Source organism: Rhizobium sp. 05N49 (genome assembly GCF_056396805.1).
The window spans coordinates 698973-721500 of the sequence record NZ_JBFTME010000001.1; the positions used below are offsets into that span (position 1 = coordinate 698973).

The following is a 22528-nucleotide window of genomic DNA, read 5'->3' on the forward strand; positions in this document are numbered from 1 at the left end:
TAGCTTCTGTGCGTTACAATCGGAGGAGGATTGTCATGACGGTACAAAGCAGCCCCCCTGCTTCTGCAGGTGTTCAGGAAACGTCCCGCGCAATCGAAGCGCCCGAGTTTCTAACGCGCATCGCCGAAGACTTGAGAGCGAAAAGCGGCTCCGACCTGCCGCTGTCCTGCTTTGTTGAGCAGGTGAAATTGCAGCTCGCAGGCGGCAAGACCCCGGAAGAACTTGAACAGCAGGCAACAGGTGCTGCCAACAGCAACAAGCCCGCACACCTTTCGGACACTTACATGGCCTGGGCAATGCCCCACCAATAACGAGCCTTTCGGCCGACTTCCAGGTCGGCCGGAGCTTTCCTCCGCCGGAACCTTCTCCATTGCCGCACATTCCCCAGTCGCGCGAAAGCGCGTTGGTTCTGCATTTCAGAGACAGGAGAAGACCATGCGACTTTTCGAATGCGGTACGCTCGTTCCCGGATGCGATTGGCACACAAGGGCCGATAATGATGCTGAAGTTGTTCGCCGCGCCGTCGAGCATATGAGAACCGCCCACGGCGAAACGACCATTCGCGAAAACATGGTGGACAATATCAAGGCCCGCATCCGCGACGAGGCGAACGCGGCCTGACCTCAACCTGCAATCTCCGAGAGCCGGGCGAGCAATGCCGCCCGGTCGGAGACGAAATTCTCTTCCACCCACTGGTTTTCCAGGGTCGACAGGATTTCGCCGACCTTCGGGCCGGCTGGTATGCCTGTGGCCATCACGTCCGCGCCATTCAACGGAAACTGCGGTTTTTTCCAGATGCTCGCATGATCCAGAAGCTTTGAAAGCCGCGCCGAACGGCTCATCTCATCGAAATTGCCATTCTCTGCCTTGCCGCGGGCAACGCCAAGCGCCAGCTTCAGCCGTACGACGATACCGTCTGGGCCGTCTCTGTAGAGCAGCTTTTCGAAGGCTGCTGCGGAAATCTCGTCATTGACCGGAGCAGCCTTCGCCCAGGCCCGCAAATAGGCCGATTCCGTATTTGAAAATTTCAGCCGTGCAGCCAATTCCTCCAGCCGCGCCGCATCAGGCGGAACGATCGAGGCAAGCCGCAGCAGGGGATCAGGCGTCCAGCCCAGCGCTTTTTCGGTTGAAACGAGCGCCGGAATGGCATCGATGCCCCATTTCTCCGTTTCCGGCAGGATTTCCGAGAGAACCGCAACCTGTCGCATCCAGAGAAGCGCCCGGCCTGGATCTTCGGCCGCGAGCAGCTTCCGCAGTTCAGACCAGACCCGTTCGGCCGACAGTGTCTTCAGCTTCGACCTTGCAGCCGAAGAGGCCTTCAGTCCCTCCGCATCGGGCCGGCCGGAACCATACCAGGCAAAGAAGCGGAAGAAGCGCAGAATGCGCAGATAGTCCTCTTCGATCCGCGTCGCTGCATTGCCGATGAAACGAATGTTGCGCTTCTCGATATCGGCAAGTCCTCCGACGAGATCGATCACCTCACCCGAGGCATTCGCATAAAGCGCGTTGATGGTGAGGTCGCGCCGCTCGGCATCGGACTGCCAGTCCATGCTGAAAGCGACCTTGGCGCGGCGTCCATCCGTCTCCACGTCGGTGCGCAGCGTCGTCACCTCGAAGGGCCGTCCGTCGATGACGAGCGTCACGGTGCCATGCGCGATGCCTGTCGGCACCGCCTTGATGCCGGCCGCAGCCGCCCGTTCCATCACGGTCTCCGGTAGCAGGGTTGTTGCGATATCGATATCGGCGACCGCAAGCCCCATCAGGCTGTTGCGCACGGCACCGCCGACAACGCGCCCTTCTCCGCCATCGGCGTTCAGGAGCGCAAAAACACGGCCGAGCGCCGGATCCTGAAACCATGGCTGATCGACCACTGAGGTCATGCATAGAGCCTTTCATAGAGCGTGCGGACGATGCCGGCGGTGATGCCCCAGATCATCCATGTTTCATATGGCATGCGATAGAAATGCCGCTCGATGCCATCAACAACGCGCTTGTCCCTGTTGTGATTGGCCGGATTCATCAGGAAGGAAAGCGGCACCTCGAAAACATCGTCCACTTCGATCGGATTGAGTTGCAGTGAGAAACCGCGCTGCACCACGCCGAGGACGGGCGTGATACGGAACCCGGTGGATGACAGATAGTTCGGCAACCGCCCGACCGTCTCGACGAAACCGCCGTCAAGGCCGATCTCCTCTTCGGTTTCCCGAATCGCGGCCTTCTCGGGCGAGACATCGTCCGGATCGATCGAACCACCGGGAAAGGCGATCTGGCCGGAATGCTTGCGCAACGTCGACGTCCGCTTGGTGAAGATCACCTTCGCCTCATCGCCATCGTCGACGACAGGCACCAATACGGCCGCATCGCGCAGCTTCAAGGTCTCGGCCAGCGCCACGATATCGGGATTGAGCACATGGTCGCCATGGTCGCGCCAGGCATGGTCGACAGGCGCCCCGACCTGATTGAGCGCGCGGCGGCGGAACTCGGCAGCCGAAAACGGGGGATAGATCCTGCTGATCGCTTCGCTCATCGGGAGGCTGCTTCCAGTTCATCCGCCGGCATGATCGGAAAGATCTCGCCGCCGGAGCGAACGACGAACATATCCCGGCCGGCAACCTCGGCCACTTCCCCGAGTTCTACCATTTCATACATCACGGCGCGTGACACGAGCGCTTCAAGCCGCCCCCGCACATGCAGATAGGGCTTCAGTTCGCTGTCTTTCCCATTTGCTTGCCCATGTCCTGGCCCATCTCCCGGCCCATGCCCTGGAAAACGCAGAGGATGATCCTTGCCGGCCTCTATGACATCGCCGACATTGGTGCGGAAGGTCAGAACCTTCTGTCCGTCCTTCTCGCTCGCATTCATCTCGACGGCGACAAAGGGCGCGTCGACGACCCTGATGCCGACCTTTTCCACAGGAGTTACGAGGTAGGTCTTGCCGTCTTCATCTTTCCTCAAAACGGTGGAAAAGAGCTGAACCAGCGGCTGCCGGCCAATCGGCGTGCCCATATAGAACCAGGTGCCATCCGCCCTGATTTCCATGTCGATATCGCCGCAAAAGGGCGGATTCCATTTCTCGACAGGCGGCAACCCGCGCTTTTTTCCGGATTTCGCCTCGGAAGCGCGCGAAATCAGCGCGGCAAGCCCCGCTGCATCCGCCATATGCTTCATTTCCTCGGCTGCCATTCTTCTGTCCCGGTTTGCTCTTAACGAAATAAGTCACGAGATAGTCATTTGAAACAAACTTGTCAGCCCGCAACATCTTCATAACTGTATCGGGCATGAGGCACGCCTAGTAAAATCAGACGATTCGCAGCCGAATGATTTCAGCCGTTGGAGACGCCCGTGGGTATGATCAAGACCGAAGCCAGCCTCGATGAACAGGCGATTGTCGCCGCCGCAGAACGAGCGCTATCCGATATCGCCGCCATCCGCACGGAAGTTTCCAAGGTCATCTTCGGTCAGGAAAGCGTGGTTGAAAATACGCTTCTCGCCGTTCTCTCCGGTGGTCATGCCCTTCTCGTCGGCGTTCCCGGCCTTGCCAAGACCAGGCTCGTGACGACGCTTGGCGAAGTCCTCGGCCTTGCTGCAAACCGTATCCAGTTCACCCCCGACCTGATGCCATCCGATATCCTCGGCTCTGAAGTGATGGACCAGGACGACAATGGCCGCCGCTCCTTCCGTTTCGTCAAGGGTCCCGTCTTCGCCCAGCTTCTGATGGCTGACGAAATCAACCGCGCCTCGCCACGCACCCAGTCTGCTTTGCTGCAGGCGATGCAGGAATACCATATCACCATTGCCGGCCAGCGTTATGACCTGCCCTCGCCCTTCCACGTTCTGGCAACGCAGAACCCGCTTGAACAGGAAGGCACCTATCCGCTTCCCGAAGCCCAGCTCGACCGTTTCCTTCTGCAGGTCGATGTCAACTATCCCGAACTTGCCGCCGAACGCCAGATCCTGCTGGAAACCACGGGCCTGACCGAAGCCAAGCCCGAACCGGTCATCAATGCGGCACGTCTGTCCGAAATTCAGACGCTCGTCCGCCAGATGCCGGTCAGCGACACCGTCGTCGATGCCATCCTCTCGCTCGTACGCTCAGCCCGCCCGGGCCAAGGCAATGCCTCCACCGACAAGCATGTCGCCTGGGGCCCCGGCCCGCGCGCCGGCCAGGCGATGATGCTCTGCGCCCGCGCTCGCGCGCTCTACGAAGGCCGTCTGGCACCCTCGCTCGACGATATCTACGCACTCGCCGAGCCTGTTCTCGAGCACCGCATGGCCCTGACCTTTGCCGCCCGTGCCGAGGGCATGTCGGTGCGCGACGTCATAGCCGGACTGGTCAGGCAGGCAAAGGGATAAGGAAGCGTAGCGCGTGGCATCCATCGGACAGATCGTCAACCCGACGTCAGGCAATGATGCCCTTTCCCGCGCAAGGCAGCGGGCCGCTCTCGTGCCGGATTGCCTGGTTGAAGCCAAGCGTATCGCCAATACCGTGATTGCCGGCTGGCATGGCCGCCGCAAACGCGGCATCGGCGAGAATTTCTGGCAGTTCCGCCCCTATAGCGAAGGCGAAAGCCTGTCGCGCATCGACTGGCGCCGCTCCGCCCGCGACGACCATACCTATGTGCGCGACCGAGAATGGGAGGCCGCCCACACGATCTGGCTCTGGGCCGATATGTCGCCCTCGATGATGTACAAGTCGACCTATGGCAGCGCATCGAAGGAGAGCCGTGCGCTGGTCATCATGCTGGCGCTGGCCGAGATCCTCGCCCGCTCCGGGGAGCGTATCGGTTGTCCCGGGGTGATGGAGCCCGTCTCCGCCCGCAACGCCGCCGAAAGGCTTGCAGCTGTCCTGATGCACACGCCGTTGACCGGCGGCCTGCCGGAAACTGCGATGGTGCGCGGCTGGAGCGATCTCATCCTCATCGGTGATTTTCTTGATGACGCACCCGCCATTATGGCCCGTCTCGGGCCGCTTGCCCGCCGCGGCCTGCGCGGCCATGTGGTCGAAATCGCCGATCCGGCCGAGGAAATCTTCCCCTACAACGGCCGCACCGAATTCACCGATCCGGAAACCGGCGAAAGGCTGACCTCCGGACGAGCCGAGAGCCTGCGCGAAGCCTATCGCAACGCATATCTCGCCCGGCGCGAAAACCTCGGTCAATCACTGCGCCATCTCGGCTGGACCTTCGTCAGCCACCGCACAGATCACCTGGCGTCCGAAGCGCTGGTCGCAATCCATATGTATCTTTCGGGAATGCCGGCAAAGGCAACGCATGGAGGACAGCTTTGAGCGCTCTTCCTTTCGCCTTTGCCTATCCCGCCATCCTTGGCGCGTTGATTGCCCTTCCCGTTATCTGGTGGTTGCTCCGGCTCACGCCGCCGCGTCCGCAGGCAGAAGTCTTCCCGCCGCTGAAGATCCTCGCGACCGTGCTGAAGCGCGAGGAAACGCCGGCGAAAAGCCCCTGGTGGCTGACGCTGCTGCGCATGCTTCTGGCCGCCGCGATAATCTTTGCGATCGCCGATCCAGTCTTCAATCCGCGGACCAGCACGCTTGCGTCCGGTGGTCCGCTCGTCCTTTTCGTCGACAATAGCTGGGCTTCGGCACCCGACTGGGAGCGCCGTGTCCAGACGGCCGACGCACTGATCGACGATGCCGAGTCCGCCGGTGCTGTCGTCTCGGTCGCCTTCACCGCAGAGCCCACAAACGACGCGACACCCGGGACGGCCTCGGCCGCCCGCGAAAAACTGCGTGCCGCCCAGCCGAAGCCGCTCGTGCCCGATCGCCAACGGGCATTCGAGGCCCTGCGCTCGGCGCTCAACGGCACGCATCCGGGTACGCTTGTCTTCCTCACCGACGGCGCGGCAAGCAGTGATAACGACGCCATCGTGCGTCAACTCTCCGACCTTCAGCCCACCGAACTGCGCGTGATCGAAGGCGATGCGGCCCAGACGGTCGCAATCTCCGGCGCCGCCAATGCAGCTGACGCGATGACGGTCAAAGTGACCCGCCTCAGCCCCGGTGGCGCGATCTCCGTCCCGCTCAACGCACAGGACGCACAGGGCCGCGTGATCGCCACCGGCAGGGCAGATTTCGCCCCCGGCGAGACAGCCGTCAATGCCGGCATTTCCGCTCCTTTCGAGATGCGCAACGATTTTGCCCGCGTCAGCATCAATACTGGCGCCACCGCGGGCGCCGTGCATTTGCTCGACGATGCCTTCAAGCGCCGCAGGGTCGTGCTGCTGTCGGGCGAAAGCGGCGATGAATTCCAGCCGCTGCTATCCCCGCTCTACTACATTCAGCGGGCGCTTGAACCCTATGCGGACCTGGTGAGGCCGACCGATGCCAATCTTTCGGTCGCCATCCCGAAACTGCTCGCCAACAATCCCTCCGTCATCATCATGGCCGATATCGGCCGTCTTCCGGAGGATACCTACGCGCCTCTCCAGCGCTGGATATCGAATGGCGGCATGCTGCTGCGCTTTGCCGGCCCGCGCCTGGCTGCAGCCCCTGCCGAAGACCCGCTGATCCCGGTCACTTTGCGACAAGGCGAACGGGCGCTTGGCGGCAGCCTGTCCTGGAGCGAACCGCAGGCGCTTGCCGAATTCCCCGCTTTCGGCCCGTTTGCCGGCATACCGCGCCCGACCGACGTCACGATCAACCGTCAGGTTTTGGCGGAGCCGACGCCTGATCTTGCCGAACGCACATGGGCAAGCCTTGCCGATGGCACGCCGCTCGTAACGATGAACAAGATGAATGCCGGCCAGATCGTTCTCTTCCACGTGAGCGCCGAAGCCACCTGGTCAAACCTGCCGATTTCAGGCACGTTCGTCGAAATGCTGCGACACCTCATCCAGATCTCGCGTTCTGGCGGCGTGACCTCGGAATCGACAGGCAGCGCGCGTGTCGCCGAAACCCTGCCTCCCTTCCGCATGCTGACGGCCAAGGGCACGTTGGTGACGGAAACCGGCAACGCCCGTCCGCTGATACCGAATGCCAAGGCCGCGCCCCTTGCCAATTTTGACAACCCGCCCGGCCTCTACGGTTCGGAAGATGGTTTTGCGGCGCTCAACGTGTTGCCCGAAAACGCGAACCTGAAACCACTCGACATTGCTGGCGTTAATGTCGTCCGCGCCGGTCTCATCGGCGGCGAAAGCTGGTCTGCCAAGCCCCTGCTCTTCTTCATCGCCTTCCTGCTGCTCCTCGCCGACAGCCTGATCGTGCTCTTCATGAACGGCGCCTTCTCCCGCATGCGCCCGCGCGCCAGGGCTGCCGCGACGATCGCCGTGGCGCTTGCGGCCGGACTGATGCTGCGGCCGGACATCTCGCATGCCAATGACACCCAGCCAGGCGACGACATCATCATGCAGCGGCTGGACAATACCCATCTCGCCTATGTCGTGACCGGCGAACAGGATGTCGACAATATTTCCGAAGAGGGGCTCGACGGCCTCACGAAATTCCTGACTTACCGCACGACGCTGGAGCCGGCTCCGCCCGTCGGCGTTGACCTGAACAAGGACGAGCTGTCCTTCTACCCGATCATCTACTGGCCTGTTTCCGCAACCGCGCCGATGCCGTCCAACGCCGCCATCAGCCGTATCGACGCCTACATGCGCAACGGCGGAACGGTGCTTTTCGATACGCGCGACCAGATCGACTCTCTCGAAGGCGGCAGCGACACGACTGCCAACGGCCAGCGCCTGCAGCAGATCCTCGCCAATCTGGATATTCCGCCGCTGGAACCCGTACCGCACGACCACGTGCTGACCAAGTCCTTCTATCTGCTGTCCAGCTTCCCCGGCCGCTACGCCGGCAGCCCGCTCTGGATCGAAGCGCGGCAGGGAGGTCAGAACCAGAGCAATGCCAATAGGCCGGCCGCTGCCGCAGACGGCGTCTCGCCGATCCTGATTACCGCGAACGATTTTGCCGGTGCCTGGGCCGTCGACGATAATGACACACCGCTCCTGCCCACTGTGCCGCCGGATGAGACGCAGCGCGAATATGCCTTCCGCGCAGGCGTCAACATCATGATGTACATGCTGACCGGCAACTACAAGACGGACCAGGTCCACGTGCCCGACCTGCTCGAACGGCTGGGGCAGTGACATGACGATCGATTATTCGCCTTTCCTTCCCTGGCCCTTTCTGGCGGTGCTGACAGGCATCGTCCTTCTGATCGCCATATTCGCGATCTGGCGTGGCATTCGCGGCGCGTGGATCCGCACTCTTGCCGCTCTCGCCCTCCTCGCAGCACTTGCCAACCCGGTATTGCTGCAGGAGGACCGCGATCAGCTGTCAACCATCGTTCCCGTTATCGTCGACCGCAGCCAGAGCCAGCAGACGGCCGATCGCATGACGATGACCGATGAGGCGCTCGCCTCGCTGAAGACGCAGCTGGCGCGCTTTCCGCAAATCGAGCCGCGGTTCGTGGACGTGAACGAGGACCGGAATTCCGATGTGCCCTCCACGCGTCTCTTCGATGCGCTCTCGGCCTCGATCGCCGACGTGCCGCCTTCGCGCGTCGGCGGCGCGATCATGCTGACGGATGGCGAAGTGCATGACGTACCCGGCGTCAATCAGGCGCTCGGCTTCGACGCACCGATCCATGGCCTGATCACCGGCAAGCCGAACGAGTTCGATCGCCGCATCGAAGTCATCAAGGCCCCCCGCTTCGGCATCGTCAACGAGGAGCAGCAGCTCGTCCTGCGGGTCTTCGACGACGGCCCGAGCCCGGGCGGCGCGGCAAATGTGACGGTGCGCCTCAATGGCGACGAGATCGCCACCCTTCAAGCAACACCCGGCCAGGATACGCCCTTCTCCTTCAAGGTGGCCCGCGGTGGCCCGAATGTGCTGGAATTCTCCGTTGCCGGCATTCCCGGCGAGGTAACGGATGCCAATAACCGCGCCGTGCACATCATCGATGGCATCCGCCAGAACCTGCGCGTCCTCCTCGTCTCGGGCGAACCGCATGCCGGCGAGCGCGCCTGGCGTAACCTCCTGAAATCCGACGCGTCGGTCGATCTCGTACATTTCACCATTCTGCGGCCGCCAGAAAAGCAGGACGGCACGCCGATCAACGAGCTGTCGCTGATCGCCTTCCCGACGCGAGAGCTCTTCGTCGACAAGATCAAGGATTTCGATCTGATCATCTTCGACCGCTATCAGGACCGCGCCAATGTGCTGCCGATGCTCTATTACGACAACATCGCGCAATACGTGGAAAACGGCGGCGCGCTGCTGATTGCCGCCGGCCCCGAGCATGCAAGCCCGGAATCGATCGCCATGACGCCGCTCGCCTCCGTGCTGCCGGCAGAGCCGACCGGCCGGATGATCGAGCAAGCCTTCTACCCCCGCCTGTCAGAACAGGGCCGCAAGCATCCCGTCACGCGCGGGCTTGACGGCTCCGGCGACGAGCCGCCGCATTGGGGCCGCTGGTTCCGCAGCGTCGATGTCGACCGGCCGCAGGGCCAGACCGTTATGGTTGGCGCCGACAACCATCCGCTGCTGGTTCTCAACCGCGCCGGCCAGGGACGGGTCGCCATGCTGCTTTCCGACCAGGGCTGGCTCTGGGCGCGTGGCTTCGAGGGCGGCGGCCCGCATGTCTCGCTCTATCGCCGCATCGCCCACTGGCTGATGAAGGAACCGGCGCTGGAAGAAGAGGCACTGACAGCGCGCACCTCCGGCCGCACGCTGGAAATCACCCGCCAGACGATCGGCGATGCCCCCGGTGACGCGGTCGTCCGCTACCCCTCGGGCAAGACCGAGAACCTGCCGCTGACGCAGACCGAGCCCGGCCTCTACAAGGCCGAAAAGCGCATGGACGAGATCGGCCTTTTCGAAATCCGCAATGGCGACCTGACGACACTCGCCCATGTCGGCGCTGTCGATGCCCCGGAATTCAAGGCGATGATCTCGACGACGGCGGCTCTGAAGCCTATCACCGACAAGAGCCGCGGCCTCGTGACCCGTGTCGTCAACAATGCCGGCGCCATCAGTGTCCCGCCGATCCTTCCCGTGCGGGGCCAGGTACGCGTCACCGACAATGACCGCATGCAGATCCGCATGACCAACGAGACCGTGTTGAAGGGCATCAACACCTTGCCGCTCTTCGCAGGCTTTGCAGGTGTCGGCATTCTGCTTCTCGCCTTTGGCGCCATGTGGTGGCGCGAAGGACGATAAAAATGCCGGAATTCGAGCTCACCGCTTCCCCTTCACCGGAAGAGCTCGCTGTCATCACCGATGGCCTGACGGCTTTCAACACCGAGGATGTCGGCCCGTCCGAGCGGCAGGCGCTTGCCGTTCTGATCCGCGATACCGACGGCAAGGTTTCCGGCGGTCTGTCCGGCTACACTGCCTGGGGCTGGCTCTTCGTACAGTTGCTCTACATTCCCGATACGCTCCGCGGCAGCGGCATGGCCGGCAAGATCCTTGCAAAGGCGGAAGAAGAAGCCGCTGCCCGCGGCTGCCGCGGGGCCTGGATCGATACGTTCAATCCGAATGCGCTCAGCGCGTACAAGCGTCAGGGCTACGAGGTCTTCGGCGAACTGCCGGATTTTCCCGACGGCCGGACGCGGACCTTCCTCAAGAAGATGCTGTGACGAGAGCAATTCCAGCAAAAAAGGACGGAAATGCCCTACTTCCGCCAGGCAATCTTGCCCCTCAGCCGGGCATGCGCATCTTCCGCGAATGGCACGACGAGAACGCGGCTCGGATCGACCGGACCAGGAAAGGTCAGCGCGGCATAAGCGACCTTTTCGAAGCCGAGCGGGCAATAGTAGGGCGGGTCGCCGACCAGTATGACGGCTTCCGAGCCCTTGCGTTTGGCAGCTTCCACCGCAATGCGCACCAGCTCCCGGCCAATGCCCTTGCTTTTGTGCGACGGCCGCACCGCAAGAGGTCCGAGCAGATGCCCCTTCACCGTTCCGGCCATAACCGGCGTCATTCGCACAGAAGCGATCGTTTCGCCGTCATCGGCGCAGATGAAGGAGAGCGACAGGTCATGCGGTCCCTGCTCGCGGATGCGTGCAGCGGCGCGCGTATGCCGGCCCGGGCCGAAGGCTTCTTCGTTGATGTGTTCGATAGCGGCGTCGTGAGACGCATCCTCGGTGAGGTAGACGAGATCGTGCTTGTACATGAGCATGGTAACAGAGACCGTATAGACGCAGATATATGGGTTCGCGAACACGCCCTCAGGCGTTCGGGAACATCAGCGTCGTCGCAGGCCTCTGAGAATAGACATCAAGCAGGATTCCAGAATTTTGTGAGGAAGGCGGATAGCAGGAAAAATTTCCGGCGTCCATTGCAAAAATTCGGTCAAGAACTGGGTGGCCGAGACGCAGTGTTCAATCTTTGCCAACCTGCAAAATGCGGCGCACTGCAATATCTATGCTGCAACAACCAATTTCAGAGGTAGAAAACATGGGCATGCTGGTAGACGGCGTCTGGCATGACGTCTGGTACGATACGAAGGAAACGAAGGGTCATTTCAAGCGTCAGCCATCGCAGTTCCGCAACTGGATCACGGCCGACGGTGAAGCCGGTCCCAGCGGCAAAGGCGGCTTCAAGGCGGAAGCGGGTCGCTATCATCTCTATGTTTCCCTCGCCTGTCCCTGGGCGCATCGCACGCTGATCTTCCGCAAGCTGAAGAAGCTCGAAGACTTGATTTCCGTTTCGGTCGTCGATCCGCTGATGGTGGAAAACGGCTGGGAGTTCAAAGTCGGCAATGGCGCCACCGGCGACCATCTTTTTGGCTCCAAGGCGCTCTGGGAAATCTACGTGAAGGCCGATCCGCACTATTCCGGCCGCGTCACTGTCCCTGTTCTCTGGGACAAGCAAACCGGCACGATCGTCAACAACGAGTCGGCCGAAATCATCCGCATGTTCAACAGCGCCTTCAATCACCTGACGGGCTCGACAGCGGATTATTACCCGGATGACCTGCGGGCAGACATCGATGCGCTGAACGATGTGGTTTATGACACCGTCAACAACGGCGTCTACAAGTCAGGCTTTGCCACCACGCAAGCAGCCTACGAGGAAAATGTCGTCAAGCTCTTCGAAACGCTGGACAGGCTCGATGAGCGCCTTGGCAAGGGCCGTTACCTTTTCGGCGATCGCCAGACCGAAGCCGACTGGCGGCTCTTTACGACGCTCGTACGTTTCGATCCCGTTTATGTCGGCCACTTCAAATGCAATATCCGCCGTATCGAGGACTACCGCAACCTGCCGGCCTATCTGCGTGACCTCTATCAGACCCCTAGTGTTGCCGACACGGTGAACCTGCGACACATCAAGGAACACTATTACCGGAGCCACAAGACCATCAACCCGACCGGCATCGTGCCCGTTGGTCCGGCGCTCGATCTCGACCGGCCACATGGCCGTGACAAGCTTTTAGCCGCAGCCTGAGCTTTACCAGTAATGTGCCGGCTCCGCCTCGCCGCGGAGCTCGGTCAGCCTCCTATGCGTCGCTTCGGTCGTTTCCGCCGGCAGGTTGTCGATCTCGAAAAAGCCGCTATCGGCAATTTCCCAGTCCGGCGGCCGAGGTGCCGTCTGTTCCACGGTGGCGCGATAGAAGACCACATGATCGCGCCGGGTGATACTGGTGTTGAAATAGACGTGGAAGAGTTGCGGCTTGCCGACGATCCTAAGGTTGCCTTCCTCCCGCAATTCCTTGATGAGCGCTTCTTCTGCCGTCTCGTTTCGCTCCAGCCCGCCGCCTGGCATATGCCATCCGCCGGTATAGCCGTGACGAACGAGAAAGAGGCGTCCCTGCTCGTCGAAACAGGCTGCACGGACCCCCATCGTCATTCCGCGCGCGATGGAAAAATACACGTGCAGCAGCCGCACCAACACTTTCATGTGAAGGGGCCATGTTTGTTTGTCTGCCATGGGCTCTTTCATACTCTCATCGCGCGGATGTGTTTGAATTGTAAATAAGCTGGTCTATGTGTCGTTGCATGTTCAAGCTAGCGCATATCTCCGACGTCCATCTCGGACCCCTGCCCCGCCTTTCCATTCACGAACTTTTTTCAAAACGTATTACGGGCTTTGTGAACTGGCACCGCAACCGGCGCAAGCATCTTTTCGGCAGCACGCTCGATCTGCTGCTGAACGATATCCGTTCGCATAAGGCTGACCATCTGGCGGTGACCGGCGACCTCGTCAACCTCGCAAGCGGCATCGAGATCCGCGCCGCCGCAGCCTGGCTGCGCGAACTCGGCGATCCCGCCGCTACCTCGGTCGTTCCCGGCAACCACGATGCCTATGTGCCAGGCTCCTATGAGAAGTCGATGCGCGCTTGGTACGACTATGTGCGCGGCGACCTCGCTCCGCCGCAATGGGAAGAAGACCGCCACATCTTCCCCTACCTTCGCATCCGCGACAAGGTCGCAATCGTCGGCTGCTCGACGGCCGTCGCAACCCCACCCTTCGCGGCCTCCGGCTTCTTCGGCGCGCGCCAGGCGCGCGATACGGTCAACATGCTGCGCGCTGCCGGTGAAGCCGGCCTCTTCCGTGTCGTCATGATCCACCATCCGCCCATCCGCGGCGCGACCTCCTTTTACAAGCGCATGATCGGCATCCGCCGTTTCGCAGCCGTCATTTCCACCGGCGGAGCGGAACTCGTGCTGCATGGCCATACGCATCTCAATACGCTCTACTGGCTGCGCGGGCAGACAGGTCCCGTCCCTGTCATCGGCATCGCCTCTGCCTCGCAGGGACCGGGCGGCATCAAGCCCCGCGCCGCCTACAATCTCTTCTCCATTTCCGGTTCTCCCGGCGCCTGGGAGGTGAAGGGCGAGCGCTTCAGCATCAACGACACCGGTGACGGCATGATGCCGGAAAGCGCTGATATTTTCGCATTTTAACGCCGTTTGCGGAATCAGTTCCGACGGCGATTGAAGCAACGCGTGAAGAGCGTTTGCCAGTGTCGCAAGATCAGCAATAAAGGCCGCCGGGGCTCTTGGTATTTTCAATCGTCGGCGTACAATCCGACAACCGCAGCGTTTCAAAACGGAGTACGCCCGATGACTGCTTCTCTTCGTCGCCTGTGCAGACTTTCGCTTGTTTCCGTCTTTGCTTTAGGCCTCGCCACGTCCGCTTTCGCGGTCGGCGACAACAATGACGAGACTTCCCCGCCGCAGAAGACCCAGACGACCAAGACCTGCAGCAAAGGCAAGGTGTGGGATGCCAAGAAGAAAGAATGCGTCGACCCGAAGAAGCAGAGCTTCAACGATGACGATCTCTACAAGTTCGCTCGCGAATTCGCCTATGCCGGCCAATATGAAAACGCCATCACGGTGCTCAATCTCGCCAAAAATCAGGACGATCCGCGCATCCTGAACTATCTTGGCTATGCCAACCGCAAGGCCGGCCGCGTGGAGCTCGGCATGTCCTACTACAAGAAGGCGCTGCAGCAGGATGAGAACTACATCCTCGCACGCTCCTATATGGGCATGGCGCTTGCCGAGCAGGGCGACATCCAGGGCGCCCGCGTCCAGCTCGTCGAGATTCGCGATCGCGGCGGCGAAAACACCTGGGCCTATCGCGCTCTGCTGCAGAGCCTGAACGGCTACAGGACATATTGAGACAAGCTCCGCGGGGTATCGTGCGTAAATCCCCTGGCAAGGGATGGATGAATTGCACCCCGCGCTTGCGAAGTACAGGCGACCTGTTCCATAAAAGCCGCCTGTATGGCCGGGATGAATACGATGGCTTCGCGCCCGCCGGGCAAGCCCCGCATGCGAAGCTGGCCCATATTCGATGCTGGTATGAGTTTCGGCCAACGTGAATGCTTCTTGGAAAGACCATGCGCCAACCCGCAACCACCACCGATATCCGGCGTGACCTCGTCGGTCTCTTGCCCCGCCTCCGCCGCTTTGCCATTACGCTCGCGGGAGAGACGACCGCGGCCGATGAGCTGGTTCAGTCGGTGTGTCTGCGCGCTATTTCCAAGGGACATCAGTGGAACGGCGAAGGCCGGCTCGAAAGCTGGATCTATATGCTGGCCCGCCAGCAATGGGCGGAAGACAGTCGCAAGCGCAAGCCGCGTCCGGCCGCGCGAGGCAATGTGACCGATATCCGCGACGCCATTCGCGACCGCGTGGCCGCCGTCGATACCGACGCACTGCACCGCATGCTTGCGGAGATGCCCGAGGGCGTGGCCAGCATTTTCGTGCTGATCGACGTGGAAGGCCACAGCTATCAGCAGGCAGCCGAAATCATGGGCATCACAATCGGCAATATTGCCGGCCAGCTTGCCACCGCACGACTCCATTTCGCCGCATTGTCCGGTCACAATCCGCCCGTTCACAGGTACTGACTGATTTGCTCGATTTCAAAAAACAGCCGCTCGAAGCCCAGCTCGCCGCCCTCCTCGATGGCGAAACCACACCGGAACAGGAGCTGGAGCTCGAAGGCCGGCTGGCGACGGATGAAAGTGCCCGCAAGATCTACGACAAGCTCCGCCACGGCGTCGATTTCGGACGCCGCAAGCTGGACGACATGCTGAAAGAACCTGTTCCGCTGGCGCTTGTCCGCTCCATCAAGAGCACGCAGCCGCCGAAGACGCCGATCGCCCCGCGCAGCGCGCGCCCGCAGCTGAAGCTCGCGCCGAACGGCCGTCAGGCGCTTGCCGCTGCCCTCATTCTCTTCGTCGTCGGTGGTGGCATCGGCTATTTCATCGGCAATGCGCCGGATACGGATGACGCTGCACCGGTCGCGGCGGCGCAGATCAACACCAATGACTGGCTGGGCGACGTCACCGCCTTTCAGCGGCTTCTCGTGCGCCAGCCGCGTCACCTCGTCGAGGTGCCGGCCTCCCAAGCCGAGGAAATCTCCTCCTGGCTCACAACGGCGATCGGCGTGCCGTTCCGCGTGCCGGATCTTTCCGCTGGATCCTGGACCTTCCAGGGCGCGCGCGTGATCCTTGGCGACAACCGCCCTGTCGGCCAGCTTGTCTATTCCAACACAGATGGCGATATCATCTCGATATGTTTCCGCAAGGATGCGCAGCCACCGGAAACGGAAGATTTCAAGGAAACGATCCGCGACGAAATCGGCCTTGTGACCTGGCACAATGCGGGCACGTCCTATGTATTGGCCGGCCCCTCCGCCGAGGCTTCTCTCGGCCAGCTCGCCATGGAAGTCGCCGCCGCCATTTGATGGTCAAGGCACCAGAACGACTTTTCCGCTGATCCGGCGCTCTTCGAGCACGCGATGCGCCTCAGCCGCTTCATCAAGTGAAAAACTCCCGCCGTGCACGACCTTCAACGCTGCGGTTGCGGCGAGATCGAAGAGGAGAGCGAGATCGCCCTTCCATTTGTCAGCGGCAATCAACGGCAGGAGCGAAAAACCCTTCAATGACTGGTTTGCATCGAGCATGGAGCGGATTTCGGAAAGCTCCAGCGAGAACCGCCCCATGGCCGCCAAGAGCATTTCTCCGGCCGGAGCAAGTGCGGCCAGAGACGCCCTCGCGACATCACCGCCAACCGTCTCGTAAATGACATCGGCGCCCTGCCCTCCGGTCGCTGCCTTGACGGGACCGGCCCAATCTTTGGCGGTATAATCGACCGCCACGTCGGCGCCGAGCGAAAGTGCAATTTTCCTCTTGGCCTCGCTGCCTGCTGCGGCAATGATCAGGCTTGCTCCTTCCCGCCTGGCAAGCTGCAGCAACAGCGATCCGACCCCGCCGCCGGCAGCGTTGACGAGCACCACCTTTCCTTTCGGCGGACTACGACGCACCATGTGCAGAGCCGTCAGGCCCTGCACCATCAACGCCGCCGCATCTGCAAAGGAAAGGCTGTCCGGCAAACGCACCGCCGCTCCAGCTTCCACAGCCACATATTCGGCATAACCGCCAAAGCCACGCCCGATTGCGAAGAGCGGGACAGCGACACGTGCGCCAGAGAGCGACGGATCGGCATCCGCCCCAATGTTTTCGACAATGCCTGCCACCTCCACACCGGGAAAGACAGGCAGTGGCGGCGTGACGGCATAACGATCCGCCCGCATCAGAACCTCAAAGAAATTGACGCCGGCAGCATGGACACGCACCAGCACCTCGCCGCCATTGGGTTCCGGTTTCGGCACCTCGATCGTTTCGAGAACCTCAGGCGGACCGAAGCGGGTGAATTGAACGGCTTTCATGGCGGACCTCACGTTTTGATGGCGTGAAGCAGGCCTTAGCACTCGATTTACAGTTCAAAATACACACATATCAGTGCTATACCCACCAGGAGGTGACCATGGCCGAGCCCATGAAAAGATTACCGAAACTGCCTGTGGAACGCGCTTTGAAGGTCATTTCCGGGCGATGGAAACCCGTCATCCTCTATCACGTCTTCTCAGGACCCAGGCGACTTTCGGAACTCAAGCGCATGATGCCTGACATCACCCAGAAGGTGCTGATCCAGCAGCTACGGGAAATGGAAGAGCACGGCCTTGTACGCCGAAAGATCTTTGCCGAGGTGCCGACGCGGGTGGAATATAGCACAACCGAGCTCGGCCTCGGGCTGGAGCCAATTCTACTCGCACTCTGCCAATGGGGACAGAACCACGCGAAGGCGCAGGGCGAACTCGATGAGCTCGCCGATTGCATCGTCAGGCCGCGTCATCCTGAGGCGATCGCGGCCTGATCGGAATGCTCAGGCCTTGCCGGCCTTCACGTCGAGCACGCGGTTGGCAGCCGACACGATCGCTTCGAGCGATGCCGCGACGATATTGGTGTTGATACCGGCACCAAAGAGCTTGCCGCCCGGGTAGGACGTCTCGACATAGGAGATAGCGGCGGCATTGGAGCCGTGCTGCAACGAATGTTCCGAATAGTCCTCGACCGACATCTCGATGCCGAGATAATGCGACAGCGCGTTGATGAAGCCGTCGATCGGGCCATTGCCGCGGCCTTCGATACGCTTGATCTCGCCATTGTCGGTGATTTCGGCCGCCACGACCCTCTGTCCCTTGCGCTCGGTGTCAGGGTAGGTGTGATGATCGACGAACTTCAGGCGGCCATCCGGCTGGGTCACGTAGCGCTCGATGAAGCGGTCGTGGATACGCTTTGACGGAAGCTCCTTACCTTCTTCATCGGTAATGCGCTGGATGTCTCCGCGGAATTCGACCTGCAGGTTGCGCGGCAGGTTGAGCCCGTAGTCCTGCTGCAGGATATAGGCGATGCCGCCCTTGCCGGACTGCGAATTGATGCGGATGATCGCTTCGTAGGAGCGGCCAACGTCGCGCGGGTCGATCGGCAGGTACGGCACTTCCCAGACCGGATGGTTGGCGACTTGTGCTGCCTTCATGCCCTTGTTGATCGCATCCTGATGCGAGCCGGAGAAGGCCGTGTAGACCAGTTCGCCGACATAGGGATGACGTTCGGTGATCGCCATCTGGTTCGAATATTCGAACACTTCCTTGATGCGCTCGATATTGGAGCAGTCGATCTGCGGATCGACACCCTGCGTGAACATGTTGAGCGCCATGGTGACGACATCGACATTGCCGGTGCGCTCGCCATTGCCGAAGAGCGTGCCCTCGACGCGGTCCGCACCAGCCAGCAGAGCGAGCTCGGCAGCGGCGATCCCGGTGCCGCGGTCATTATGCGGATGCAGAGAGATGATCAGGTTCTCACGGTTGTCGAGATTGCGGCACATCCACTCGATCTGGTCGGCGTAGACGTTCGGCGTCGCCATCTCTACCGTCGAAGGCAGGTTGATGATGAGCTTGTTGTCAGGCGTCGGCTTCATCACCTCGATGACGGCGTTACAGATCTCCAGCGCCACATCCAGCTCGGTGCCGGTGAAACTTTCTGGCGAATATTCGAAACGATAGCCGCCTCCGGCCTTGGCCGCCATGTCGCTGATCATCTTGGCGGCATCGACGGCAATCTGCTTGATGCCGTGCACATCCTTGGCGAAGACCACGCGGCGCTGCAATTCGCTGGTGGAATTGTAGAAGTGCACGATCGGCTGCTTTGCGCCTTCCAGCGCCTCGAAGGTGCGGGTGATCAGTTCGGGTCGGCACTGGACCAGCACTTGCAGCGAGACGTCGTCAGGCACATTGCCCTCTTCCACGCACCAGCGGGCGAAATCGAAGTCGGTTTGCGAGGCGGACGGGAAACCGATCTCTATTTCCTTGAAGCCCATTTCCAGGAGCAGGTGGAACATGCGCGCCTTGCGGTCATGGCCCATCGGATCGACGAGTGCCTGGTTGCCATCGCGCAGGTCGACGGAGCACCAGATCGGCGCCTTGGAAATGGTCTTGGTCGGCCAGGTGCGGTCGGGGATATTCACCTGCGGATAGGGCCGGTATTTGACGGCGGCGTCGGGCATGCCCTTGGCGCCTGCGGAGGATCGGCGGGTGGTCGTGTCCATTGTCTTGTCTCCTCGTCCCGGCATTTGCCTCGCGTCTTAGCCGATCATATCAGGCTTGGCGACTGCAAATGCGGACCTTTGATCGGTCGTTTGGTCAATTTTGAAAGTGAGTCGCGAGGAGCGATGGCCGGGCGGGCTTTCGGCCGCCGGGCGCTCCTCAAAGGACCCGGCAACCGCGCGTAAGGCCGAGGAGAAGAAGCGAGGTCAGGGCGCGCGTATTGTCACGCAGGGCCGTGCGGCCGCGTGCAATCGTCTCGGAAATCCGTGCGCTTGTGCTCTTCATGTCCGCGCTTATAGCCTCCGCCGGAAAATCCGGCAACCCCTCGCCTATTTTTTCCTCGCCTGCACGATACGGGACAGCGCCAGCATCAGCCCGCCCGCGATCAGCCCCCAGAAGGCGCCGGATATGCCGCCGAAGGAAACGCCTGACGCAGTGACGAGGAAGGTGATTGCGGCTGCCTCACGCGATTCCGGTGCCTGGAAAGCGGCCATGGCTGAACTGGAGAAGGCGCCGACAAGTGCCAGACCGGCCACGGCCTCGATAAGGATCGGTGGCGCCAGCGCGACAAAGGCCGTCACCGCTCCGGCAAGCAGGCCGAAAATGACGTAGCCGACACCCGAGATCAGCGCCGCCCAATACCGCCGCGAGGGATCGGCATGCGCGTCCTGCCCGGCGCACATCGCTGCGGTGATCGCCGCCAGGTTGACCGCATGGCCGCCAAAAGGCGCCGCCAGAAGCGAGAAGACGCCGGTTACCGCGAAGAGCGGCCCCGGCATCGGATCATAGTGATTGACCTTCAGCACCGCGATGCCAGGAATATTCTGCGACGCCATGGTCACGATGAAGAGCGGCAGGGCAATCGACACGAAACCCGAGAGATTGAAGACCGGATGCACGATATCGATGACCGGCACCAGCGACTGCTCGAGCGAAGAGAAGGCACCCGCGGGAATATCGACACCGAAGGCCAGTACCAGCACGAAAGCCACCAGCGCCGCCGGCACCGCCCAAAGGCGCTTGAAGGCGCCGACCACGATCCAGGTCAGAATGATCGGCAGACCGAGCAGCGGATTGAAGGCGACGGCCTTGACCGGCGCAAAACAAAGGCCGAGCAGCACGCCCGACAGCATTGCATTGGCAAGCGGCGCAGGAATGGCGGCAACCGCCCGTCCGAGCGGCTTGAACAGCCCGGCGACAACGATCAGCACGCCGCAAAGAATGAACGCGCCGACCGCTGCATTGAAGCCACCATCAATCGTTCCGATGCTCGCAAGCAGTGCAGCCCCTGGGGTCGACCAGGCGATACTGACCGGCAGACGCGTGACGGCGCTGAGTATGACAGCGCAAAGCCCCATCGAGATCGACAACGCCATCAGCCCCGAAGCCGCCTGCGCATCCGTCGCACCCACCGCCTGAAGCCCATGCAACACGACGGCAAAGGAACTGGTGAACCCGACGAAAGCCGTCAGAAGCCCCATGAACAGGCTCTGTACGGAGAAATCTTTGAGCATGGCGCGACTCCGGCTGCGAAGATTGCGCATGGAGCAGCATAAGCGAATTGCGCGCAAGCCGGATTGCCCCTGGAAATGTTCGCTTGCGCGGCAATCCCACTAGATTGCATGGCAGCATGCCGGCAGACATGGAAACGCCCCGCCTGCGGATCGCAAACGGGGCGTCAATTCAAGGCAGCATCAGCGAAAAAATCAGATTTCGCTCTGCGAGGTCACGACGCGAGCGACGAGACCATAGGCAATGGCGTCTTCAGCCGAGAGCCAGTAATCGCGGTCGATATCCTTGGCGATCTTTTCTTCCGACTGGCCGGTAGCCTTCGAGAAGATCTTGATCAGGCGCTCGTTCATCTTGATGATCTCGCGTGCCTGGATCTCGATATCCGAAGCCATGCCGCGGGTGCCGCCGGACGGCTGGTGCAGCAGGAAACGGGTGTTCGGCAGGCAGATGCGGCGTTCCTTCGGAGCTGCGGCATAGATGAGGGCGCCGGCCGAGGCAACCCAGCCCGTACCGATCATCCAGACCTTCGGCTTGATGAACTTGATCATGTCGTGAATGGAATCGCCGGATTCGACGTGGCCGCCAGGCGAATTCACATAGATTCGGATGTCTTCGTCATTGGCAGCGGCGAGCGCCACGAGCTGGGTGCAGACCTTCTGCGCCAGTTCCTGCGTGATCGGCCCGTAGATGAAGATCGAACGCGACTTGAAAAGGTTCGCCTCCGTTTCCTTGCCGAGCGGCAGTTCCTTCGTCTTGTCGTCCTGTTCTTCTTCGTCGTTCATTCGAACCTCTCTCGTCCAATGCGGTTCCTCGCACATAGTGCGACTCAATGCGTAAAACAATGCGGGAAAAAGAGGAAGCAGGAAGCGGTGAAGATATTCTTATGACAAACGGACGATATCATCGCATCATCTGAAAAGCCCGGGAGAAACATAAAATGGCCTCCACCTTTCTGCGTGCTGCCATCAGCAATAATGCATTCTGGTGCGATGCGGTCTGCAAGGCGCTGGGCTCGCCAGGTGAGTTCACGTCCACACTCTGGTTTCACCGCCGTGGTACGCCGCCCTTCTATCCTGACATCGTGACGCTGACGGAGGCGGACGGCGAGCAGACGGAGGCGATCGCGACTCTTGTTAACAGCGAGGAACGCGTTTGGGCGATCAAGGATAGCTATGCGGCCCTCGATATTGAGCCGCTCGGCTTCACGCTGCTGTTCGAGGCCGAATGGATCGGAATGCGCACGCCAGTTTCAGTGCCATCTCCAATCTCCTGGAAGCGCATGGAAAGCGCTGCCGATCTTACCCGATGGGAGGTGGAATGGAGCAAGGCGAACAGCCCGGTAGCGCAGAGGATCTTTAGCGAACCCTTGCTCCACGACCCCGAAATCGCCTTTCTGCTCGGCTTCGAACACGACAAGCCGATTGGCGGCGGCATCCTCAATCGCGATGCCGGAGTAGTCGGCCTATCGAACCTGTTTGCCGAAGGCCGGCACGGCGAAACCATCCGTCGTGGGCTGATTGCGCAGGCGGCCGAGCTCTATCCGCGAGAGCCGCTTGTCGGTTATGAACGCGGCGACGAGCTGGACGAAGCGGTGCGCGCGGGCTTCGAAATTCTGGGACCTCTGCGCATCTGGCTGAAGGAGGTCTGAGC

At 61.3% G+C, this 22528-nt stretch carries 23 protein-coding genes and 1 pseudogene; 14 read left to right on the plus strand and 10 right to left on the minus strand.

Translation table 11 applies throughout. From position 1 onward, the window contains the following. Positions 1-35 precede the first annotated feature (35 nt). Both AC1DF8_RS03565 and AC1DF8_RS03570 read left to right on the plus strand, forming a co-directional pair. On the plus strand, positions 36-311 hold the full coding sequence (locus AC1DF8_RS03565) for a hypothetical protein (protein WP_112543545.1): 276 nt from the start codon (positions 36-38) through the stop codon (positions 309-311). A gap of 124 nt (positions 312-435) precedes the next feature. Beyond that, positions 436-621, plus strand: a complete 186-nt coding sequence (locus AC1DF8_RS03570) for a DUF1059 domain-containing protein (protein WP_007824454.1) — start codon at positions 436-438, stop codon at positions 619-621. Positions 622-623: 2 nt separating this feature from the next. On the opposite strand, the gene AC1DF8_RS03575 is transcribed toward AC1DF8_RS03570, so the two are convergent. Genes AC1DF8_RS03575 through AC1DF8_RS03585 form a run of 3 tightly spaced genes read right to left on the minus strand, consistent with a single transcriptional unit; the run spans position 624 to position 3183 of the window. Beyond that, complete coding sequence (locus AC1DF8_RS03575) at positions 624-1880, minus strand: CCA tRNA nucleotidyltransferase (RefSeq protein ID WP_477994985.1); 1257 nt, start codon at positions 1878-1880, stop codon at positions 624-626. After that, a complete protein-coding gene (locus AC1DF8_RS03580) occupies positions 1877-2527 on the minus strand; it encodes a CoA pyrophosphatase (RefSeq protein WP_477994986.1) in 651 nt (216 codons plus the stop codon). Before AC1DF8_RS03580 ends, AC1DF8_RS03575 begins: the two co-directional genes overlap by 4 nt. Then, the gene (locus AC1DF8_RS03585) at positions 2524-3183 is read right to left on the minus strand and encodes a DUF1285 domain-containing protein (RefSeq protein ID WP_477994987.1); all 660 of its coding nucleotides are present in this window, start codon (positions 3181-3183) and stop codon (positions 2524-2526) included. The genes AC1DF8_RS03580 and AC1DF8_RS03585 overlap by 4 nt, the downstream gene beginning before the upstream one ends. 159 nt (positions 3184-3342) lie before the next feature. Here AC1DF8_RS03585 and AC1DF8_RS03590 point away from each other — a divergent pair, with 159 nt between their 5' ends. Genes AC1DF8_RS03590 through AC1DF8_RS03610 form a run of 5 tightly spaced genes read left to right on the plus strand, consistent with a single transcriptional unit; the run spans position 3343 to position 10596 of the window. Continuing rightward, positions 3343-4353, plus strand: coding sequence for an AAA family ATPase (locus AC1DF8_RS03590; protein ID WP_477994988.1), 1011 nt, complete (start codon positions 3343-3345; stop codon positions 4351-4353). Between the two features lie 13 nt (positions 4354-4366). Then, positions 4367-5287, plus strand: coding sequence for a DUF58 domain-containing protein (locus AC1DF8_RS03595; protein WP_112543540.1), 921 nt, complete (start codon positions 4367-4369; stop codon positions 5285-5287). Further along, positions 5284-8103, plus strand: a complete 2820-nt coding sequence (locus AC1DF8_RS03600; RefSeq protein ID WP_112543539.1) for a DUF4159 domain-containing protein — start codon at positions 5284-5286, stop codon at positions 8101-8103. The genes AC1DF8_RS03595 and AC1DF8_RS03600 overlap by 4 nt, the downstream gene beginning before the upstream one ends. Position 8104: 1 nt before the next feature. Next, a complete protein-coding gene (locus tag AC1DF8_RS03605) occupies positions 8105-10177 on the plus strand; it encodes a hypothetical protein (protein WP_477994989.1) in 2073 nt (690 codons plus the stop codon). Between the two features lie 2 nt (positions 10178-10179). Next, positions 10180-10596 (plus strand): GNAT family N-acetyltransferase, encoded by a 417-nt coding sequence (locus AC1DF8_RS03610; protein ID WP_112543537.1) that lies wholly within the window; start codon positions 10180-10182, stop codon positions 10594-10596. A 35-nt stretch (positions 10597-10631) separates the two neighbouring features. Here the strand turns inward: AC1DF8_RS03610 and AC1DF8_RS03615 are convergent, their stop codons facing one another. Then, on the minus strand, positions 10632-11183 hold the full coding sequence (locus AC1DF8_RS03615) for a GNAT family N-acetyltransferase (RefSeq protein ID WP_477994990.1): 552 nt from the start codon (positions 11181-11183) through the stop codon (positions 10632-10634). A 233-nt stretch (positions 11184-11416) separates the two neighbouring features. Here AC1DF8_RS03615 and AC1DF8_RS03620 point away from each other — a divergent pair, with 233 nt between their 5' ends. Beyond that, positions 11417-12406, plus strand: a complete 990-nt coding sequence (locus AC1DF8_RS03620) for a glutathione S-transferase family protein (protein WP_477994991.1) — start codon at positions 11417-11419, stop codon at positions 12404-12406. 3 nt (positions 12407-12409) lie between these two features. Here AC1DF8_RS03620 and AC1DF8_RS03625 read toward each other — a convergent pair whose 3' ends face one another. Continuing rightward, a complete protein-coding gene (locus tag AC1DF8_RS03625) occupies positions 12410-12889 on the minus strand; it encodes an NUDIX domain-containing protein (protein WP_113138777.1) in 480 nt (159 codons plus the stop codon). Positions 12890-12957: 68 nt separating this feature from the next. Between AC1DF8_RS03625 and AC1DF8_RS03630 the strand changes: the two genes are divergently transcribed. The 4 genes from AC1DF8_RS03630 to AC1DF8_RS03645 all read left to right on the plus strand — a co-directional run bounded on the left by AC1DF8_RS03630 (position 12958) and on the right by AC1DF8_RS03645 (position 16162). Continuing rightward, complete coding sequence (locus AC1DF8_RS03630; RefSeq protein WP_112543534.1) at positions 12958-13866, plus strand: metallophosphoesterase family protein; 909 nt, start codon at positions 12958-12960, stop codon at positions 13864-13866. A gap of 159 nt (positions 13867-14025) precedes the next feature. After that, the gene (locus AC1DF8_RS03635; protein ID WP_477994992.1) at positions 14026-14586 is read left to right on the plus strand and encodes a tetratricopeptide repeat protein; all 561 of its coding nucleotides are present in this window, start codon (positions 14026-14028) and stop codon (positions 14584-14586) included. A 221-nt stretch (positions 14587-14807) separates the two neighbouring features. Then, entirely contained in the window at positions 14808-15320 is a 513-nt protein-coding gene (locus AC1DF8_RS03640; RefSeq protein ID WP_477994993.1) for an RNA polymerase sigma factor, read from the plus strand. A gap of 5 nt (positions 15321-15325) precedes the next feature. After that, a complete protein-coding gene (locus AC1DF8_RS03645) occupies positions 15326-16162 on the plus strand; it encodes an anti-sigma factor family protein (RefSeq protein WP_477994994.1) in 837 nt (278 codons plus the stop codon). Positions 16163-16165: 3 nt separating this feature from the next. Here the strand turns inward: AC1DF8_RS03645 and AC1DF8_RS03650 are convergent, their stop codons facing one another. Then, positions 16166-17146, minus strand: a complete 981-nt coding sequence (locus AC1DF8_RS03650; RefSeq protein WP_477994995.1) for a quinone oxidoreductase family protein — start codon at positions 17144-17146, stop codon at positions 16166-16168. 19 nt (positions 17147-17165) lie between these two features. On the opposite strand from AC1DF8_RS03650, the pseudogene AC1DF8_RS03655 reads away from it, so the two are divergent. After that, a pseudogene (locus tag AC1DF8_RS03655) lies at positions 17166-17634 on the plus strand (winged helix-turn-helix transcriptional regulator); the annotation flags it as partial. A 9-nt stretch (positions 17635-17643) separates the two neighbouring features. Here the strand turns inward: AC1DF8_RS03655 and leuA are convergent. From leuA to AC1DF8_RS03675, 4 genes are all read right to left on the minus strand, one after another. Beyond that, the gene (gene leuA, locus AC1DF8_RS03660) at positions 17644-19368 is read right to left on the minus strand and encodes a 2-isopropylmalate synthase (RefSeq protein ID WP_113147134.1); all 1725 of its coding nucleotides are present in this window, start codon (positions 19366-19368) and stop codon (positions 17644-17646) included. A 157-nt stretch (positions 19369-19525) separates the two neighbouring features. Beyond that, the gene (locus AC1DF8_RS03665) at positions 19526-19651 is read right to left on the minus strand and encodes a hypothetical protein (RefSeq protein ID WP_281026354.1); all 126 of its coding nucleotides are present in this window, start codon (positions 19649-19651) and stop codon (positions 19526-19528) included. A 44-nt stretch (positions 19652-19695) separates the two neighbouring features. Then, a complete protein-coding gene (locus AC1DF8_RS03670; RefSeq protein WP_477994996.1) occupies positions 19696-20910 on the minus strand; it encodes a benzoate/H(+) symporter BenE family transporter in 1215 nt (404 codons plus the stop codon). A gap of 162 nt (positions 20911-21072) precedes the next feature. Continuing rightward, complete coding sequence (locus AC1DF8_RS03675; RefSeq protein ID WP_477994997.1) at positions 21073-21660, minus strand: ATP-dependent Clp protease proteolytic subunit; 588 nt, start codon at positions 21658-21660, stop codon at positions 21073-21075. Positions 21661-21815: 155 nt separating this feature from the next. Between AC1DF8_RS03675 and AC1DF8_RS03680 the strand changes: the two genes are divergently transcribed. Further along, positions 21816-22526, plus strand: a complete 711-nt coding sequence (locus tag AC1DF8_RS03680) for a hypothetical protein (protein ID WP_477994998.1) — start codon at positions 21816-21818, stop codon at positions 22524-22526. The last annotated feature ends 2 nt before the right edge of the window (positions 22527-22528 follow it).

Coding starts and splice junctions, on each gene's coding strand:
- AC1DF8_RS03565 (WP_112543545.1), top strand. CDS start 36: ATGACGGTACAAAGCAGCCCCCCTGCTTCTGCAGGTGTTCAGGAAACG.
- AC1DF8_RS03620 (WP_477994991.1), top strand. CDS start 11,417: ATGGGCATGCTGGTAGACGGCGTCTGGCATGACGTCTGGTACGATACG.
- AC1DF8_RS03635 (WP_477994992.1), top strand. CDS start 14,026: ATGACTGCTTCTCTTCGTCGCCTGTGCAGACTTTCGCTTGTTTCCGTC.
- AC1DF8_RS03650 (WP_477994995.1), bottom strand. CDS start 17,146: ATGAAAGCCGTTCAATTCACCCGCTTCGGTCCGCCTGAGGTTCTCGAA.
- AC1DF8_RS03625 (WP_113138777.1), bottom strand. CDS start 12,889: ATGGCAGACAAACAAACATGGCCCCTTCACATGAAAGTGTTGGTGCGG.
- AC1DF8_RS03580 (WP_477994986.1), bottom strand. CDS start 2,527: ATGAGCGAAGCGATCAGCAGGATCTATCCCCCGTTTTCGGCTGCCGAG.
- AC1DF8_RS03665 (WP_281026354.1), bottom strand. CDS start 19,651: ATGAAGAGCACAAGCGCACGGATTTCCGAGACGATTGCACGCGGCCGC.
- AC1DF8_RS03570 (WP_007824454.1), top strand. CDS start 436: ATGCGACTTTTCGAATGCGGTACGCTCGTTCCCGGATGCGATTGGCAC.
- AC1DF8_RS03640 (WP_477994993.1), top strand. CDS start 14,808: ATGCGCCAACCCGCAACCACCACCGATATCCGGCGTGACCTCGTCGGT.
- AC1DF8_RS03670 (WP_477994996.1), bottom strand. CDS start 20,910: ATGCGCAATCTTCGCAGCCGGAGTCGCGCCATGCTCAAAGATTTCTCC.
- AC1DF8_RS03585 (WP_477994987.1), bottom strand. CDS start 3,183: ATGGCAGCCGAGGAAATGAAGCATATGGCGGATGCAGCGGGGCTTGCC.
- AC1DF8_RS03605 (WP_477994989.1), top strand. CDS start 8,105: ATGACGATCGATTATTCGCCTTTCCTTCCCTGGCCCTTTCTGGCGGTG.
- leuA (WP_113147134.1), bottom strand. CDS start 19,368: ATGGACACGACCACCCGCCGATCCTCCGCAGGCGCCAAGGGCATGCCC.
- AC1DF8_RS03680 (WP_477994998.1), top strand. CDS start 21,816: ATGGCCTCCACCTTTCTGCGTGCTGCCATCAGCAATAATGCATTCTGG.
- AC1DF8_RS03675 (WP_477994997.1), bottom strand. CDS start 21,660: ATGAACGACGAAGAAGAACAGGACGACAAGACGAAGGAACTGCCGCTC.
- AC1DF8_RS03630 (WP_112543534.1), top strand. CDS start 12,958: ATGTTCAAGCTAGCGCATATCTCCGACGTCCATCTCGGACCCCTGCCC.
- AC1DF8_RS03610 (WP_112543537.1), top strand. CDS start 10,180: ATGCCGGAATTCGAGCTCACCGCTTCCCCTTCACCGGAAGAGCTCGCT.
- AC1DF8_RS03575 (WP_477994985.1), bottom strand. CDS start 1,880: ATGACCTCAGTGGTCGATCAGCCATGGTTTCAGGATCCGGCGCTCGGC.